This window comes from Thalassotalea sp. HSM 43, from assembly GCF_004752005.1.
In the GTDB taxonomy this organism is placed as follows: Bacteria; Pseudomonadota; Gammaproteobacteria; order Enterobacterales; family Alteromonadaceae; genus Thalassotalea_A.
The window spans coordinates 1,768,594-1,786,575 of the sequence record NZ_CP038493.1 but is presented as its reverse complement, the minus strand read 5'-3'; the positions used below and the strand labels follow the sequence as shown (position 1 = coordinate 1,786,575).

7 protein-coding genes are annotated in these 17,982 nt (G+C 43.0%); 4 read left to right on the top strand and 3 right to left on the bottom strand.

What is annotated here, in order from left to right:
* Positions 1-2 precede the first annotated feature (2 nt).
* Together E2K93_RS07585 and E2K93_RS07580 are read left to right on the top strand one after the other, a co-directional pair.
* Complete coding sequence (locus E2K93_RS07585; protein ID WP_135438519.1) at positions 3-1,145, top strand: DUF1501 domain-containing protein; 1,143 nt, start codon at positions 3-5, stop codon at positions 1,143-1,145.
* Positions 1,146-1,227: 82 nt separating this feature from the next.
* Positions 1,228-3,393, top strand: coding sequence for a multiheme c-type cytochrome (locus E2K93_RS07580; protein WP_135438518.1), 2,166 nt, complete (start codon positions 1,228-1,230; stop codon positions 3,391-3,393).
* 295 nt (positions 3,394-3,688) lie between these two features.
* Here the strand turns inward: E2K93_RS07580 and E2K93_RS07575 are convergent, their stop codons facing one another.
* From E2K93_RS07575 to E2K93_RS07565, 3 genes are all read right to left on the bottom strand, one after another.
* Complete coding sequence (locus tag E2K93_RS07575; protein WP_228445548.1) at positions 3,689-6,430, bottom strand: GH116 family glycosyl hydrolase; 2,742 nt, start codon at positions 6,428-6,430, stop codon at positions 3,689-3,691.
* Positions 6,430-7,884, bottom strand: coding sequence for a sulfatase-like hydrolase/transferase (locus E2K93_RS07570; RefSeq protein WP_135438516.1), 1,455 nt, complete (start codon positions 7,882-7,884; stop codon positions 6,430-6,432). The genes E2K93_RS07575 and E2K93_RS07570 overlap by 1 nt, the downstream gene beginning before the upstream one ends.
* Positions 7,885-7,974: 90 nt before the next feature.
* On the bottom strand, positions 7,975-10,233 hold the full coding sequence (locus tag E2K93_RS07565; RefSeq protein WP_135438515.1) for a carbohydrate binding domain-containing protein: 2,259 nt from the start codon (positions 10,231-10,233) through the stop codon (positions 7,975-7,977).
* Between the two features lie 337 nt (positions 10,234-10,570).
* On the opposite strand from E2K93_RS07565, the gene E2K93_RS07560 reads away from it, so the two are divergent.
* Positions 10,571-13,810, top strand: a complete 3,240-nt coding sequence (locus E2K93_RS07560) for a glycoside hydrolase family 2 TIM barrel-domain containing protein (RefSeq protein ID WP_135438514.1) — start codon at positions 10,571-10,573, stop codon at positions 13,808-13,810.
* A gap of 376 nt (positions 13,811-14,186) precedes the next feature.
* The gene (locus tag E2K93_RS07555; protein ID WP_135438513.1) at positions 14,187-17,927 is read left to right on the top strand and encodes a hypothetical protein; all 3,741 of its coding nucleotides are present in this window, start codon (positions 14,187-14,189) and stop codon (positions 17,925-17,927) included.
* Positions 17,928-17,982 lie beyond the last annotated feature (55 nt).

Here is a 17,982-nt window from a genome sequence, read left to right as displayed (position 1 = left end):
GTATGCATAGACGTCAATTTATTAAATCAATGGGGGCAGCATCACTGTTTATGTTGCAAGCTCCTGCATTGAGTAAAGCCCTTGCTGAAAACAAAACCAAGAAATTTGTTTGGGTGGTATTACGTGGCGCAATGGATTCATTGCATACTGTCATACCAACCCAAGAAAGTCGGTTAAGTGCGCTGAGACCTAAGCTGTCAAAAAGCTTTAAAGCCGAACCACTGGTACTGACTGAGCAGTTTGCTTTGCATCCTGCTTTGCAAAATTTTCATCGCTTGTATCATCAAAAACAACTGATCCCCGTGGTTGCCGTTGGCACGGGGTATCCAAGACGTTCGCATTTTGATGGTCAAGACTATCTGGAAAGTGGTTTGCCGTCGATGGATCATGATACTGGTTGGTTAGGTCGGGCATTAACCGAGCAAACAACTCAGCCAAACAGTAAGGGCTTAGCGGTGGCCAATTCTGTGCCGATCAGTATGCGAGCTAGTGACAAGGTGAGTACATGGTACCCATCAAATCTTAAAGACGCAGATGAGAATATTTATGAAGCACTTTTGTCGCTGTATGAATATGACCAACAGTTAATGAGCCGATTGCAAGAAGCGATCGATACCAAAGCGGTCACTGGCGATATGGCGAGTAAAAAGAGTCATTTTGTCGAATTATCGAAAGCCTGTGGTCGATTGTTAAAAAGTGACAGCTCGACGGACTGTGCGATGTTGCAGCTTGGTGGCTGGGACACACACAATAATCAAGCTTTTCGTCTCGAGCGTCAATTAGAGCAGCTCGACAAAGGCATCGATGCTTTGCAGGCGGAACTGGCCGAGCAATGGCAAGATACTGTGGTTGTTATCGCCACAGAATTTGGTCGAACGGTGAAGGAAAATGGTACTGGTGGTACCGACCATGGTACCGGTGGTGCGATGTTTTTGCTTGGTGGTGCGGTTTCTGGCGGCAAAATCTTAGGCCAGTGGCCTGGGCTGGCGCCAGAGCAATTGTTTAAGCAACGAGATTTAATGCCGACCACCAATACTTTCTCTTGGATAGCAACTGCTTTACAACAACACTGGCAAATGAGTGAACAAGAAATCGCTAAAGTGTTTCCTGATTGCCAAATTTATCCTCACCCTATCGTTAGCTAATTGGAAAATGAGCAAATAGTTTATTTACTTTTTGCTCGTTTTTGTTAGGTTTAGCGTTCAATAATAATAAAATTACGCCTTTATGATACGCATTCTATTTTCCCTTTCGTTGCTGTTGTTTTCACTGCAGTCTTTACCATCCATTGCCAGTCCTGAAAACTGCGTTAGCTGCCACAGTGAGCAGACTAATGCCTGGCAACAATCCGATCATGCCAAAGCGATGGCGAAGGCTAGCCCGACATCCGTGTTGGCTAATTTTGATGATGTTAAGGTGGAGCATTACGGCCAAAAGGCGCGCTTTTATCGCAAAAACGTTAGCGGCGACAGCCAATACTGGCTCGATATAGATTACGGTGAGAAAGCGCAATCGCTACAAATAGAATATACCTTCGGTCATTACCCACTGCAGCAATATTTGGTTCAAACCAAACCTGGAAGTTACCATATCGTTCCCTTTGCCTGGGATACGCGTCCAGAAAATCAAGGGGGGCAGCGCTGGTATCATATTTATCAACAAGAAGAAATTAAGCCACAAGACCGTTTGCACTGGCGACAACCATTACAAAATTGGAATGGTATGTGCGCTGACTGTCACTCGGATGGTTTAAAACGCAATTATAATGCTGCTGAAGATAGATTTGATACGTCTTGGGACAATATCAATGTCGGATGTCAGTCATGTCACGGTGAAATGGCTGATGACCATTCAAAGCCGTCTCTGGCTACGGTAGATAAGTTGGTCGGTGGTTGGCAATTATCTCGCGGTGAAAAGATTGCTAAATGGGTCGGTGATAAGCGTGATAATGCTTTTATGGACAGTTGTTTTGCTTGTCACTCATTGCGTTCGCCACTCACCGATGGCATCAGTGCTAGCACCGCATTTCTCGATCAATTTAGCCCGTCATTATTAGAGCAGCCTTTGTACTTTGACGATGGTCAAATTAAAGAAGAGGTTTATGTCTACGGTTCATTCCTACAAAGTAAAATGCATCAGGCCGGTGTGAATTGTTTGGATTGCCACGACAAGCACACAATGAAGGTTAAAATCCCAGATAATGGATTGTGTTTGCAATGTCATAACAGTGACAATTATCAATCGGAAAAACATACAGGTCATGCCTTAACCAGTGCCGGCAGTCAATGCGTTGAATGCCATATGCCTGAGCGCACCTATATGGGTGTCGACGAGCGTCGTGATCACAGTTTTTCCATTCCTCGTCCACATTTAGCGGACACCTTTGATATACCAAGCGCCTGTCAGAATTGTCATGATGACAAGTCGAATAAATGGGCGGCAGAAAGTCTTGTTAAATTGCATGGTAAGCCACAGGCACAAAGCCAGAGTGAGCTAGATTTTATTCACTTAATGGCAGGCCAATATGTATCAGCTGAGCAACATTTGCAGATGATAAATGATACAACCTTAGCCGAGATAAAACGCGCCAGTGCCATTATGCATTGGCGTTATACCGGGCAGCCGTTAACAGACGCTATGATCCAGCCATGGTTGAATTCCGACCTACCATTGCTGCGCTTAGCGACAGCCAAAATGGGGAACTTGTTAGCTATTGAAGACCGGTTGCATGCTTATAAGGACTTGTTAAACGACGCATATAAAGCGGTGCGTGTCGCCGCTGCTGAGCATCTAGTGGCGACAGGGATGGAGAGTAACGCCGTGTTTGTTAAAGCCTATCAAGAGTTATTGCACGCCAATGCGATGAGCGCTTGGCGAGGTGAAGGAAATTTGAATCAAAGCTTACTCGATACCAATCAAGGCAAATATAAACAAGCGATTGCGTCGCTACAACACAGTATCAACATCGACCCCTATTTTGAATCCGCTTACGTCAACTTGGCTGAGCTGTACCGCAACACAGGGCAAGCGCAGCAGGAAACAGCAACCTATCGCCTAGGACTGCAAACAAACCCAACATCAGCCGTACTTAATTACAGTTTCGGTATGCATCAAATTCGTGCAGGTAACAAACAGTCGGCCTTGTCAGCGTTTAATAAAGCCATTAAATATGAAGCAAGCAATCCGCAATATGCCTTGGTGTACTTTTTGACGTTAGACTCGCTAGGACAAACACAAAAAGCCTTAAGACAAATAAAATCGACCTTGCGCAAGTATAATTATGACCCGCAATTGTTTGAATTAGGGGTCAGCTATGCTCGCAAGCTTAACGATCAGCAAAGCATGCAATACTTCCAAAAAGTTTATAACTCACTGCGTAGTCAAGGACAGTAGGTGTTCGTCAATTTATCAACAATAAGATAAATGCAAGCAAGGCCCTGTTAATCTCAAAAAGAGAGCACCGTCATATCCCCGTATGTTTTTGACGGGGATATGACGAAACAGACATGAACACAAAATGCAGTCACTCCGCAATGCAGTGAGATTAGCCTTTGCAGGACGATGGGATTATGACTTACTAACCACTACTGAGGTGCCTTGACACAGCGTACCGCATTGTTAGTCTTCAAGTGTTCTGACCCCATGAAAAGTCTTCAAGTGTTCTGACCCCATGAAAATAACGTACAGATTAGACAAGCGAAAAGGTTAAGACCTGCCCCGATTTAACAATGATGTTTTGCGTAAATAGGACATTAATATCGGCCCCTTTTGTTGAGACAACCGCGTCGCCAAAGTCTGTTTCTATGTGGCGCTTTAACAGACCTTTAATTTTTATTCGTAGCGATAAAGTCGCTAGTTCTAACTCACCATAGAGAATGCTTAATCGCACCAAATTGTCTTTGCATTCAAAGTTTCCCCAACCATCAGCACTGGTAAAAGCAGCTTTAAAATAACCCTTGTTGTCTAGCCTTGGTTTGAATCCAATGTGTTTTTTTGGTCCGTCATATTCAAATCCGCATACGGCTAAAAATACCCCATACGAAGCCATCGCTCTGGCGTAATGATCGGAGCATTCTATTTCGTTAAACGGATTTCTTTTATCGCCCTGATAACGGTCGTGGACAGCGCGAGTGATGGCCAGCCCTTTGGTTAATAGCTCTGGGTCATACTCACTCTCCCATATCATATGACCGCCAACTTGATATTCAAAACCGGTCATACACTCGTTAAAGTAACCGTATTGCCAATACTGCTGCCAGTCGTCTGCTCGTCCACCTTTAGGCCAAGTGCACATCACCAGACCCGCTTCTCCGGCTAACGCATATGTTCGCCCTTTCGCTTTCGGATTTTCGATAGAGTCCCTTAGCCGGCCAACGTCAGGGCAAAAGTTATAATCCCACAGACTGTTTAATGAAGCCCTTATAATCTCGCCGTCGTAGAGTCGACCAAGATTAAGCTGACTAGCCCACCATTGCCCCATGACTTGGTCAATATAGCAGCCATCGCCAATACCTATGGCATTGGTGTGGTTTGGATCAATTTGTTGGGTGAAAAAGCCATATTCAACATTAAATAATTTAATAATGTTGCGTTTGCCTAATGTATAAATGCCCGTACAAAGGGTCTTAAACTCATCATCGCCAACAATGCTGGCCATTTCAATACAGGCTCTAAGCGCTGCGATATACAAGGATCCGTGCACCGGGATTTTACCGTACCATTCTGCATCTAAGGTGTTGTGTTGTTCACCTTGAGGGATCCCGTCAGGCATGCCATTTCTGGCATCAACAAGAATGAGATATTGCATCGCTTTTTTGGCATTAGGCCAAACGCGATTTAAAAACGCACTGTCGCGACTCATTTGATGTTCACGATAGGTTCTTAAAATTATGCCTGCTTGACCATCGGTGGCATCTTTTTCTCCATATTCGCCACGAAAAGATATTGCGCCGTTACTTTTTTGGCCAATACCGTAGTCGGTTCGCTCCCGCAAATCCCGCTCTAAATCGGGAAACAAACGTCCCACAGCTTGCGCGTAATGCCACACATGAGCACAGGTGCCAGCGCAGCAGCCTATCCCCTCCCATGCCCAAAAACGACCGTTATCTAATCGGTATGAGGTATTCGTTTGTAATGCATTGGTTGGAATGATTGTTCGTTCAAGTAGCCAGTGTGGTAAAGAAGAAGCAAACCAATTATCTCGCCACAATTTAGTTAAACGATACAATTGGTCAAATGATTGAGCAACATCGAGTGCAACAGCCATTGCATCGCTGTATTTAGACGCATACCAACGCTTGTGTTGTCTATGCTGCTTTTTCCACAGCGCTTTTTGGTTGGCAAAATGCCAGGCAACAATAAATGTCACGTGCTCTGTCTGCCCTGGCGCCAAGGTCAATTTTGATTCGACCTGATGAATAGCAATGCCATTTTCATTACGTTTATCTAAACGGACTTGAGCATTGCGGTTTAGGCAATACAAGGCAAACGAGCCATAATCGGCACGTGTGCTAATGGTGTGTTGCGCCGCGGTATTTTGGCCATTGCAACCACAGATAAATCCTGCGCCGTTTTTGTCGGAAAACTCAGTGGCTACCAGTTCGGCACGATAGTGATTCGCGCGTCCCTGCAAAACGGGGTTTTCAGACCAGGCTTCAAACGCTATATCGATCGGAGCGTCACTTTCATTTGTGATCTTATAGCGCATAATTGTCGCAGGGTAACTCGAACGATTACTATCCAGTGGAATGAAAGGCGTCATCGCCTCTAATGAAACCGACGTATTGGCATAACGGTCATTATATTGTACCTCGGCTATTGGCATTTGCCCGGTAAAGTTGATATCACTAAAACCATTATTATCTAAGGTTCGTCTTAGTTGTTCTCCGTGTTGAGCAATCGTGATGGCAAACCCTTGATTAAAGTGCCACGGACTTGTTTGTGCAGGAGGGTTTATATAATTGGCACCGTTTCGCGCTTTAATGTCACTATCACCATGTTCATTTCTTAATTCGGAATGTTGAAATGTCTGCGGTACTACGCCTTCATGGTTTTCATTAAAAATATCCCATACCCACAGCTTGCCATCACCGCCAACATACACGGTGCCAGTCCCTATACCACTGACGGGCATACCGATATATTGCAATTGTTGCCAACCACGATATGTCGTTGGCTTACCTCGTACAACAAGTGTTTTTAACCACTGTTGGTCAAGCTTCTTATCAACAGGAATAGGTCCTTCAGAATCATTTTTAGATTCATTATCGCTATTAAAAGGGCCTGCCATAATGGGCATCGACACACCAGTCGACATGGCAGCGACGCCGGCACTAACACGTTTTAACAGTGTTCGACGTTGCAGGTCTACCCCGTTGTTGGGTTGACAGCAAGAACGATTTTGTTGCTCAATTACCGGCTTGCAAGGCACTATTTACTGCCTTTTTGTTTATTTTTATTTTGCTCAGCTTTATACGCTTTAGTTTGTTTTTGATTTTCTTTTTTTGCAATAATCAAACCTTTAAAAGCAGGCTTTTCAGCTAACTCAGACTCCCATTCTTGCATCTCTTCATTTTGTTTATCAAATGTATCGGTATTCGATTTATATAAGTTCGTTGTTTCAGATAAATCATTGTCTAAATCATATAAGTGCTTTTGATCCTTGCGTTTAAATAAAATGGTTTTGTCTTTACCCTGTCTTGCGGCTAGGATGCCTTTGTCAAAATTACGCCAAAATAAGATGTCATGAGGCGCACTTTTATCTTCACCGGTTAGATATGGCAGCAAGTTAACACCGTCTAGAGGCTTATCTTTGGCAATTGGTGCGTTTGTTATACCGGCAAAGGTTGCCATGATATCCAGTGAACTAATCGGGTGTTCATATACTTGTCCTTGTGGAATCGTACCGGGCCAACGCATGGCAAATGGCACGTGAATACCGCCTTCAAAGTAATCACCTTTTGCGCCGCGTAACAGTCCGTTATCGGAACCATTTTTTGTTTCCGGTCCGCCATTGTCAGACAGAAAAATGACTAGCGTATTGTCATCAATACCTTGTTGTTCAAGCGTATCGAGAATACGACCAACGCCATCATCTACGGCGCTTATCATAGCAGCATAGGTGCGTCGCTTACCTTTAGGGATATGTTTGTTACGCTCAAGTAATTCTTGCGTTGCTTGCATAGGCGCATGCGGTGCGTTGTAGGCTAAGTATAAAAAGAATGGATTATCTTGTTCGCGTTTAATAAATTCGACCGCTTCGTTGGATAATTCATCGGTGAGGTATTCATCGGTTTCAACAACTTTTTCGTTCTCTAAAATCTTGGTGTAATACCAAGACAACCAACGCTTTTTGGGATTTTCTTGAGCTAAGCCTTGCTCCACATCTTGATAAATCAAATCTTCAGGGAAATATCTGTGACCACCTGATAGAAATCCGTAAAAGTGGTCAAAACCACGTTGATTGGGGCGTAATTTTTCATGGGTGCCCATATGCCATTTACCAATAATGCTGGAGGTATAACCAACAGGATTTAATACTTCTGAAATCATTTTTTCTTCCAGAGGCACACCGGCATTTATATCATTTGGATCCATGTGTGGGTTGCGATCAAAGCCAAATCGTCCTTGATATCGCCCGGTCAGTAACCCGGCTCGACTTGGCCCGCAAACCGCGTAAGTCACGTATCCATTGTTGAATTTTGTCCCTTCATTGGCTATGCGATCAATGTTAGGTGTACGAATGTCTTTGCTGCCATTGAAGCCGACATCTGCATAGCCCTGATCATCGGTTAATATAACGATAAAATTGGGCTTGTCCGCTGCAATTGCTTGGCTTGCCGCTAAAAAGGCAATCGCCATAAAGAAGGGTTTTATTGCTTTCATTAGTTAGATTATTCTTATTAAAGGTTTAATTATGAGGGGAGCAAGCAGCTCCCCTCAGTGTATTAGGCTCATACTCTTAGTGAGTGTCACCTAGAAATTTTCAACTATCTTGACGTCATCAAGATACGAAGCCTGTTGACCAGCTTGTGGACGCCAATAATAGATTTTTAAGGTATCTGTTGTGGCGCCAGTGGTAAACGTAATTTGCTGCTTGGTATAACTGCTATCGTAAATATCTACTTTATCGATGGTGCTGTTGGTCACGCCATCTTTGACGCCAAACACCACTTTGGCATTGTTGCTGTCTTCGACCTTGGCGTAAGCAGAAACCGTATAGCTAGTATTTGGTTTGACCACGATGAACTGGTTGGCCGACGCATTGCCATCTAATTGTAAGGCGTTAGCGCCATTAAAGGCCTGTAAGCTATCAATATTGACCGAATTCCATGTATTCCATGAACTTAGTCCCTGTTCAAAATCACCATTTTCAATACTGACGTTAAATGGCTTCAATTTTATCTCATCAATAAAAGCTGAGGCGTTATTGCTTGGTGGCTGCCAGGCATATACTTTTACCGATGTTGTGTTGGCATCTGTGGTAAAGGTGAGGTGTTTAAAGGTATAGCTGGTGTCATACGAGTCGACGCTGGCTAAACCTTCATTACTGACGCCATCGTTAACGCCAAGTACTAATCTTTGACTGCTATCACTGCTTTTCATAAAGGCTGACAACGTATAGGTTGTCGATGGCAAGACGTTAACAACCTGATTGATAGAGCCTTTATCGATGAACTTAGCGGATGCACTACCGGCAAATGCGTCAGAATTAGAGGTTGTGGGGTTATTCCAGGTGGTCCAATTGCTAAGGCCTGATTCAAAGTCGCCGTTATTAATTAGGTTTTCAGGAATTACTGGCTCTACATTGAATTCTACCATGGTTAACGTATTCGCTAATATGGTGGCCATATAGTTGCCATTACTGGCATTGTTCCAAAGACCTATGTTGACCACATCGCCCGGGTCAGTAAATCGTTTGGCACTTTCTACGGACAAAATATCATAACCACTGATGCTAAACTCGGCATTCTCGCTGTTATCTCGTTTACTCAGCACATATACATAGGCTTTATCGCCTTTGATCACCGTTGTTGCCATTATTTGTCCATCGGTGGAGCTGGTACTGACGACGTGACCGTTTAAGCTGTATTTATATAGCTCAAACACGTGCGCCATAGGACTAGGGGCGTAACCGTCATCAGAATTAACCAAAAATTGAAACTCAGCGGTAGAACTATTTTGCCATTGCGTCGTCCACATAGCCCCTAAATCCAATCCGCCTTGAATAAATTGCATTTGCATTTCGGATGCCATCAATGCCGTTTTAAACGGGGTGTGTTCAGGATTGGTATTGTGATCACCTGGTGCAATGTTCCATTCCAATGCTGCAAGCTTAATGTGTGGTTTGCCTAGTGATGTGGTTAACGAATCGAAAAATTGCATTTCTTCAATAAAGGTACCGCCGTCGTACCATTCGGTTTCGTTTTCCATCGGCGTTTTTGCTTTCCACGCATCCCAGGTTGACACTCCCCACTTCCAGTACCAATGAACATCAATATAATCAATGTTATCGCCCGCGACGTTTATGATGGTAGTGTAATCAGCGGTATTGGTTCTTACTTTGTCGGTCCAATTGGCAATTAAAACCGCATCTGGCACTAAGGACTTGATAGCAGCGGCGTAAATATTGATTTGTTCGGCGTACAATTGCGGTGTCCATGCTTCACCATCATTGTCTTTATCTTTGTTATAGCCATTACCGTGATGATAAGTCTCATTATCGAGGTAGAAATATTTAACATCAAAACCTTGAGCGATACAGTAGCTGATCATGTCTTTTGCTTCTTGCAAAGCTTCGGCTTCTCTATCCCATTCAATACCTGAGCTCATATTAATGCCTAGCATAGGCTCTGTGTCAGCAGCTTGGCTCAAAGCAATGTACTCATCTAAATCCATATAGGCCGAAGGGTCAGAATCATTGCTGCTGTTGTAATTAGGATCCCATTTATCAATCCAGCCTACGCCAGTTAAATCATTCCAGTGATACATGGTGGCTACTGTGCCACCTGGCCAACGTAAAAAGCCGGCACCAACATCCTGAAACAGTTGTGCCATCGTACCGTCGGCGTAAATAACATCCGCTTCTTCTGAATAAACCAGCCCTTGGCCCTGAATGAGCGGACTTACTGTATGGCTAATACTTGTGGCATTGATGTCTATTTGTGTGGCGCCATTAACAATGCTGCTATACATCAGCATCGAGGCCACCATTAAATTAATTTGTTTGGTCATTACTGTTCCTCATTATTTTTGTTATATGTTCAGCTATTTTGGTTTTTCTTTGTGAAATATCCGTGCTGAATGAGTTTGAGTTTATGATCCTTGTTGATATTAAAAGCTAACTTTACCTAGAGTATATCTTGCTCTGATAGCACTGTTGGGTGCCTATGAGTTGTAGTTTGAGACAGTTGTTATTTTTAAATACTGCCAACCTTTCATATCCTCGCCAATTAATATAGTATTTATATGATTAATTTACAAATAACAAAATTAAGATGCTTAGAAGGCTGACTATTATGGCTAATAGGTGTCTTAAGAAACTAATAAATAATGACCATTGGGCTATGTCATGTCGCTTGCTAAATATATTCATCTTTTTGCCATTTTTCTTTTTTTGTCTGGTGTTGCTATAGCAAATACGCCACAGAGCAGTACGCATGATTGGGAAAATCCACAACTAATCAGTCGCAACAAAGTCGAAGGACATGCCTTTTTTCGTCCATTTGCACAACGCAGTGCGGCGCAAAGTCAGCAACAATCTAGTCGTGTGCAGTCGCTTAATGGAAAATGGAAGTTTCATTGGGTCGGTCAGCCAGACCAACGTCCGCTAGATTTTTATCAGCGTCATTATGACGTCAGCGAATGGGATGAGATTGATGTCCCTGGAAATTGGCAGACGCAAGGCTACGGCAGGCCAATTTATACCAATCATCCTTACCCATTCGCTAAAGATCAGCCAAGGGTTATGAGTGAGCCGCCAAAGCACTACAGCAATTTTTATGATCGCAATCCTGTTGGTAGTTACAAACATAAATTCAGCTTGCACGAGGGGCTTTTAGATAAACAAGTTTTTATTGAGTTTCAAGGCGTTAAATCGGCATTTTATCTTTGGGTAAATGGGAAAAAAGTGGGCTACAGTCAGGGTAGCATGACGCCAGCGGAATTTGACATTAGTGACTACGTGATTGCTGGAGAAAATGATTTAGCGGTAGAAGTCTATCGTTGGTCTGATGGCAGTTACCTTGAAGGTCAGGATATGTGGCGATTCAGTGGTATCTTTCGTGATGTCAATCTGATCGCTCGACCTAAAGTGTATTTGCATGATCTTCTAATAAAAACCGAGCTTGTCAATAATTACCAGGATGCAAAATTTAATCTCGATTTTGAATTTAAAAGTCAATTCGAGGGCATTGATTTCAATGACTATCAGCTCACTTTGAATGTGTTTTCTGCAGATGGTCATATACTTGCAACGGAGTATGCTAAAACAATGCACCGAAATGGCAAGCAACTTGGTTCTTTAGCCATCGACTTTGACAATGTGAGATTGTGGAGTACCGAATCGCCAACCCTTTATTCGTTATTATTGGCTGTTGTCGATAAACAAGGCAAGGTACTTGAGTATGTACCATGGGACTTTGGCTTTAAAGAAACGAAAATAGAAGATAATCAATTTTGGGTGAATGGCAAATCCATCAAAATTAAAGGGGTAAACCGCCACGAGCACCACCCGCGAACCGGTCGTTACGTTGATCTTGAAACCATGAAGTTGGATATTGAATTGATCAAACAGGGTAATTTCAATTTGGTGCGAACCAGTCATTATCCCAATGATCATCGCTGGTATCAGCTCGCCAATCAATATGGCTTATATGTTCTCGATGATGCAAATCAGGAAAGTCATGGCTATAAAACCCGTAACAAAATACTTGGTGACAATCCCGACTGGACTTTAGCTCATGTGGATAGAGCAACCTCTATGGTGCACACCAATAAAAATTACACCGCTATCGCTATCTGGTCGCTTGGCAATGAAGGAGGTAAAGGCCAAAACTTTATGGCCATGCGAGACGCCGTACTTGCTATCGATAAATCGCGTCCAATCATGTCCGATACCGATATTAATGCCTCAGACTTTGTCGAACGAAGCTATCGTACCACTGACAACGTAAATGAGTTTTTGCAAAAATCAGAAAAACTCAACAAGCCGTTTATCCAGCGTGAATACGCTCACGCCATGGGTAATTCTTTGGGTAACTTCCAAGAACATTGGGACAAGATTTACGCCCATGACAACTATGTAGGCGGTGCGATTTGGGATTGGGTTGATCAAGGCTTGGCCCGAGTAAAGAATGCAGCCATGGTTAGCTATGGCAACAATCCGCAGCGTCTTACCCTAAACAATAAAAGAGAAGTATGGGCGTATGGCGGAGACTTTGGTGATAAGCCAACGGATGCTGAGTTTTTATTGAATGGCATCGTTGCACCAGACCGAACGCCTTATCCGGCATATTATGAAGCCAAAAAGGTTCAGCAAAATATTCTGTTTACGCAAACGCAGCAGCCGATGCGCATTAACATAATGAATCGTTTTAACTTTACTGATCTACAAGCGTATACATTTCGCTGGCAGGTGAAAATTCAACATAAGCTGTTGGCTGAAGGGGATTTTTCAATGCCATTAAAGCCTGGTCAAAATAGTGATTTTGAGGTGCCTTATGATCTTGCTGGCTATCAAGGTGATGAAGAATTACTGCTGCAGCTATCGGTGCATTTGAATAAAGATGAAGTGTGGGCGGACACGGACTTTGAAATTGCTTTTGAGCAATTTGTGCTCAAACCTTATAACTTTCACGAGATAAAACAAACGAATCAAGCACAGGCGAAAGTCAGCCAAACTGACGAGTATATAAATGTACAAGCTGGCGATAAGAAGATGGTTATTGACGCAGTAAGTGGTGAGTTAATAAGTTATCAAATCGGTCAACAAGAATTATTAGTCAATCCATTAGCGCCCTACTTTTGGAAACCAGTCAATAATAACCAAAGCCGAAACCAGTTTGTTGATCGCATGGCTAACTGGATGAATGCAGCCGCGTATAGGCAAGTACACGCAGTTGATGTCAAACAATTATCATCTGGGCTTGTGCAGGTAGATGTTCAAGCCAAACTTATTGTTAACGACGCCAGTTATCACCTTAGTTATATAATCAATGGTGATGGCGATATTCAAGTACAAGGTACTTATGCCCCGAATAAACAGCGTATTAATGAAAAGTTTATGCCAAAGTTCGGTATGCGATTTGCGTTGCATCAATCATTTGATGAAATCTCTTGGTATGGTCGTGGACCATTTGAGAACTATCCTGACCGCAAAACAGCGGCCAGAATTGGTGCCTATGAAAATACCCTAATGGGCTTTCAAGTGCCTTATATTTCCGCAACGGATAGTAGTAATCGATCTGATATTCGGTTCGCCGCCTTTGCCAATGACCATTACAGGTTGCATATAACCGGATTGCAGCCATTTAATTTCAGAGCCTGGCCCTATGATGAAACTGATTTATATTCCGTAAACGATAAAAATGACAAGTTTTCGGAATCGGCACGCATTCGCCGCAAGCATTATTATGATTTACCGATTCGTCCTTACATTAACGTAAATCTAGATTTGGCTATACATGGCGTTGGTGGTGACCATAGTTGGGGCGCTGAAACCATGGATAAATATCATGTTAGAGCGGACAAGGACTGGCAATTTGGCTTTATCCTGAAGGCGCAAAAGGTGAAAGAAAGAAACGCTAAGTAATTGTTGGCTATTGTCATACAAATAAGGCGTTTAGTTATCTAAAAAAGCATCAGTAACCTTATGGGGATTGATGTTTTTTTTTTGGTGAAATGTAACTTAACGATTCTTAAAGAATAATTTGTTAGCGCTGGGTCAGTTGGTTTATATGGTTTTTGTTGTTTTTGTTAGTGTTTTTTTTGCGTGTGGATCGCATTGATATTAAAAAAATATTTATTTTATGATTTATACTATAAAATACTTTACAAATTCTTTACACGGTGTACATTAGGGTAAGGTCCCTATAATAGAAAAAAATTCCGTGGGCTCAATTAATAAAAAAGAAAGTTTTTGCAACAAAACAGCATTTGTTGGAACAATCAAATAATAAGAGAAAACTATGAGCAAATTAAAAATAACCAAGGTTGCTAAAGCAATAACTGCGACGTTACTCTTTGCGAGTACTCCAACACTTGCCAATGACAATATCATTGTCTCTGAAGACTTAGAAAATGTAACTGGATTTGCTTCAGGCAATAGTGGATGGGGCAATGGTCCATTATTATCAGATGGTGCAACCGCGGCTTATTTAGTTGAAACCGCAGGCTTTAAATCGGGTTGGTGTCGTTATATCGATAAAACACGTACTCAAACCATGAAAGCTGCTGCGGGTTCAGAAGCCATCCCAGCAGGTAATGACAGTAATGTCACGGCGTTTTGTAATCACAACCGTAACAATGATGCAGCCGGTATAGGTCGAATTGTTGAAGGTGTTGACGCCGGTAAAACATATAAAGTGACAGCCGACGCTGCAACCAAAGGTAAAGTTGTTTGGGGCTTTTCCTATGTAAAACTGAATGAAGATGTCAGAACCGTAGTAGCACTGACCAATCACGTGGTGTCAGATGGTGCTTGGGTGTCGGTTAGCGACTCTTTCACTGTTCCTGATGATATTGATACAAGTAAAGACTTTGTTGCCTTTATCCACACCGCGCCAAGCGATACATATACAACAACAGGCGATATCAGTGTCACCGAGCGTTCACTTTTATGGGCCGATAACTATGAAATCGAGTTTATCCCGCAACCGGTCGAATATTTCACTGATGCAGATTTAGAAAGTGTGACTGGTTTTGCGTCAGGTAACAGTGGTTGGGGCAACGGTCCATTATTATCAGATGGTGCAACCGCTGCTTACTTAGTGGAAACCGCTGGCTTTAAATCAGGCTGGTGTCGTTTTATCGATCAAAATCGAACGCAAACGGTTAAAGCTGCTGCCGGCTCGGAAGCAATCCCTGCCGGTAACGATAGTTTAGCGGTGACTTTTTGTAACCATAACCGAAATAACGATGCCGCTGGTATAGCTCGTCTTGTCGAAGGTATACAAGCTGGTCAAAGTTACACCGTTTCAGGTGATGCAGCGCACAAAGGTAAAGTTCGCTGGGGGTATTCATACACTAAAGTTGGTATGGAAGAGGTCACCGTTGTACAGCTTGATAATATGGTTGTTTCAGATGGTGCTTGGGTGAATGTTAGCGACGACTTTGTCGTACCTGCAGACGTTGATACCAGCAAAGAATTTAAAGTTTTTATCAGTACCGCACCGAGTGATACATACACAACAACAGGCGATATCAGTGTCACCGAACGTTCTTTATTATGGACCGATAACTACTCGTTAATGGGCCCTCCATCTTTAGCGGATTCCGATGACGATGGTGTTCCAGATTCAGCTGATCCGTTCCCAAATGATCCTGCTGCAAGCGTTGATACCGATGGCGATGGTATGCCTGATGATTATAACGAAGGCTGCGATACTGCCTGCCAAGAAGCGTCTGATTTGGTAATCGATGATGATGATGATAACGACGGTATTCTCGATGTAAATGACGGACATCCATTAGATAATACACAAAGTGTCTTGGTGACGTTTAGCCAAGAGTCTTTAGCTGTGGTTGAAGGTGAATTGGTTACCATCGATGCCAGCCCGTCAATTCCAAACAGTGAACTTGCCAACTATGTTTGGGCCCAAGAATCTGGATTACCGGTAGCTCTTAGTGCTGATGGCGAAATGGTGTCATTTACGGCACCGACCGAGATCAGCCAAGCTGAAGAAATTGTTGTTTCATTGACCGTTACTGGTGCGGCTCATAGTGACAGTGCAACCTTCCCTGTCACCGTAACTAATGCACCTTCGATAGCCACGGCTATGGCAACCATGACCGGCATGCTTGATAGCGAAAATATGGTTCTTGCTTATGGCGAAAAAATCCAACTCGATGGCTCTGGTTCATTCGATAGTGATGACGGTATGCTAAGTTATCAGTGGAAAGTCTCAGGCGGTGTACCGATTCAGTTTAGTGATGATAGCGCGGTTGCACCAACGTTTTATGTACCTTTGGTGAAAGCGGATAGCGCGGTTGTATTTTCATTAACAGTAACCAATTACTTACGTGACTACGATGGTACTTATCTTACTGACGAGCTAGGTAATATGATTGCAGGGGGTTCAGATACTTATGAGATCCCAGTAACGGTTAAGAAAACCTACCCAGTTGTAGAGTATCCATTAGAATATTTCCCTGACGGTGATATGGAAAGTGTGACAGGCTTCATTACAGAAGGTTGGGGTATCGGTAACTACGGCTTCAAAGAGCCGAACGCTATTTTCACCGCATTGCTTGATGAAGAAGGTGAAAAAATTCCTGCGCATGGTCAAACAGGTAAAGGTTGGTCACGTTACATTAATGAAACGCGTACACAAATTGAAAATGGCTTTGATGTACGAGCTCCTGAAGGCCGTAAAGGTGTTGTTGCCTTTATGAACCATAAACGTGAAAGACATTACAATGGTTTGTACCGAGAAGTGGAAGGTATTGTGCCTGGTGCAACGTATACTCTTACCATTGATGCGGCAGCAGAAGGAACGGTTCAGTTAGCCTATGTATACACCAAAATTGGTGATGAATTGCCAACGTCTGTAGCCTTAGATGCTCAAGCTGAATCTGCCTACACATGGAAAACCCTAAGCCAAGATTTTGTCGCGCCAATGGATATCGATGTAAGTCAATCATTTAAAGTGTTTGTTCGCACAGTTGGTGAAGATTCTGAAGTGCTAACCAATTTAGACTCTTCAAGAATGTGGACAGATAATTATTCATTGCAAGAGCAACCAACCGGTGTCGACACTGATGCTGATGGTGTTATTGATATTAATGATGGTTTCCCGAATGACCCATCAGTTGCAGCCGATACCGACGGTGACGGCATGCCTGATGATTATGTGAAAACCTGTGACGATGCGTGTATGACAGGTTCTAGCGCAACGATAGATGATGATGACGATAACGATGGTGTGCTTGATGTTAACGATGGTTATCCAAAAGACAGTCGTAAAACTATCAAAGTATTGATGGCAAAAGGTGGTAACGATGTGGTTGAAGCTCAGCTGGTTACTATTGATGCAATGGCAACCATTCCGAGCAGTGACAACGCAACGTATACTTGGAGTCAAGTGTCGGGTATACCTGTAGACTTAGTCACCGAAAATATGGGTGGTAGTGTTAGTTTTGTTGCTCCCGCTGAACTTGCAGAAGCGGCCAATATTGAGCTTATGCTAACGGTAGATGATGGCATGAATACCGCGAGTGAAATCTACGCCGTGCAGATAACCAATGCGCCAGCAACCATCACTCCGCGAGCAAACATGAATGGTATGGTTGAAGCGACGCAAATTGCCTCAATGACCTTAACCGCAGGCGAATATGTCACCATTGATGCTAGAGACAGTATTGATAGTGAAGACGGTGAGCTAGGTTACCTGTGGAAAGCGAAAGGTGGTGTACCAATTACCTTTGATGATGCCACGTCGCCAAACACATCGTTTGTTGTGCCAGAGATCAATACCGATGCGGTTCTGACGCTCGAATTAACCGTTACCAACTATCTACGTGATTACGATGGTTCGTATATTCTTAATGACAATAATGAGATGATACCTTGGACTTCAGAAGTACTTACCATTGAGGCTAATGTTGAGAAAACTGAACAGCCGAAGCCTGATAATGGTTCATTTGGTTTCCTAGCGGTATTGTTCTTGTCTGGAATGACATTCGCTAGACGTTTGTTTAACGTTAAATAATGATCTAAACCAAATCGAAAGGCTTCTCATCGTGAGAAGCCTTTTTTATTTAAAG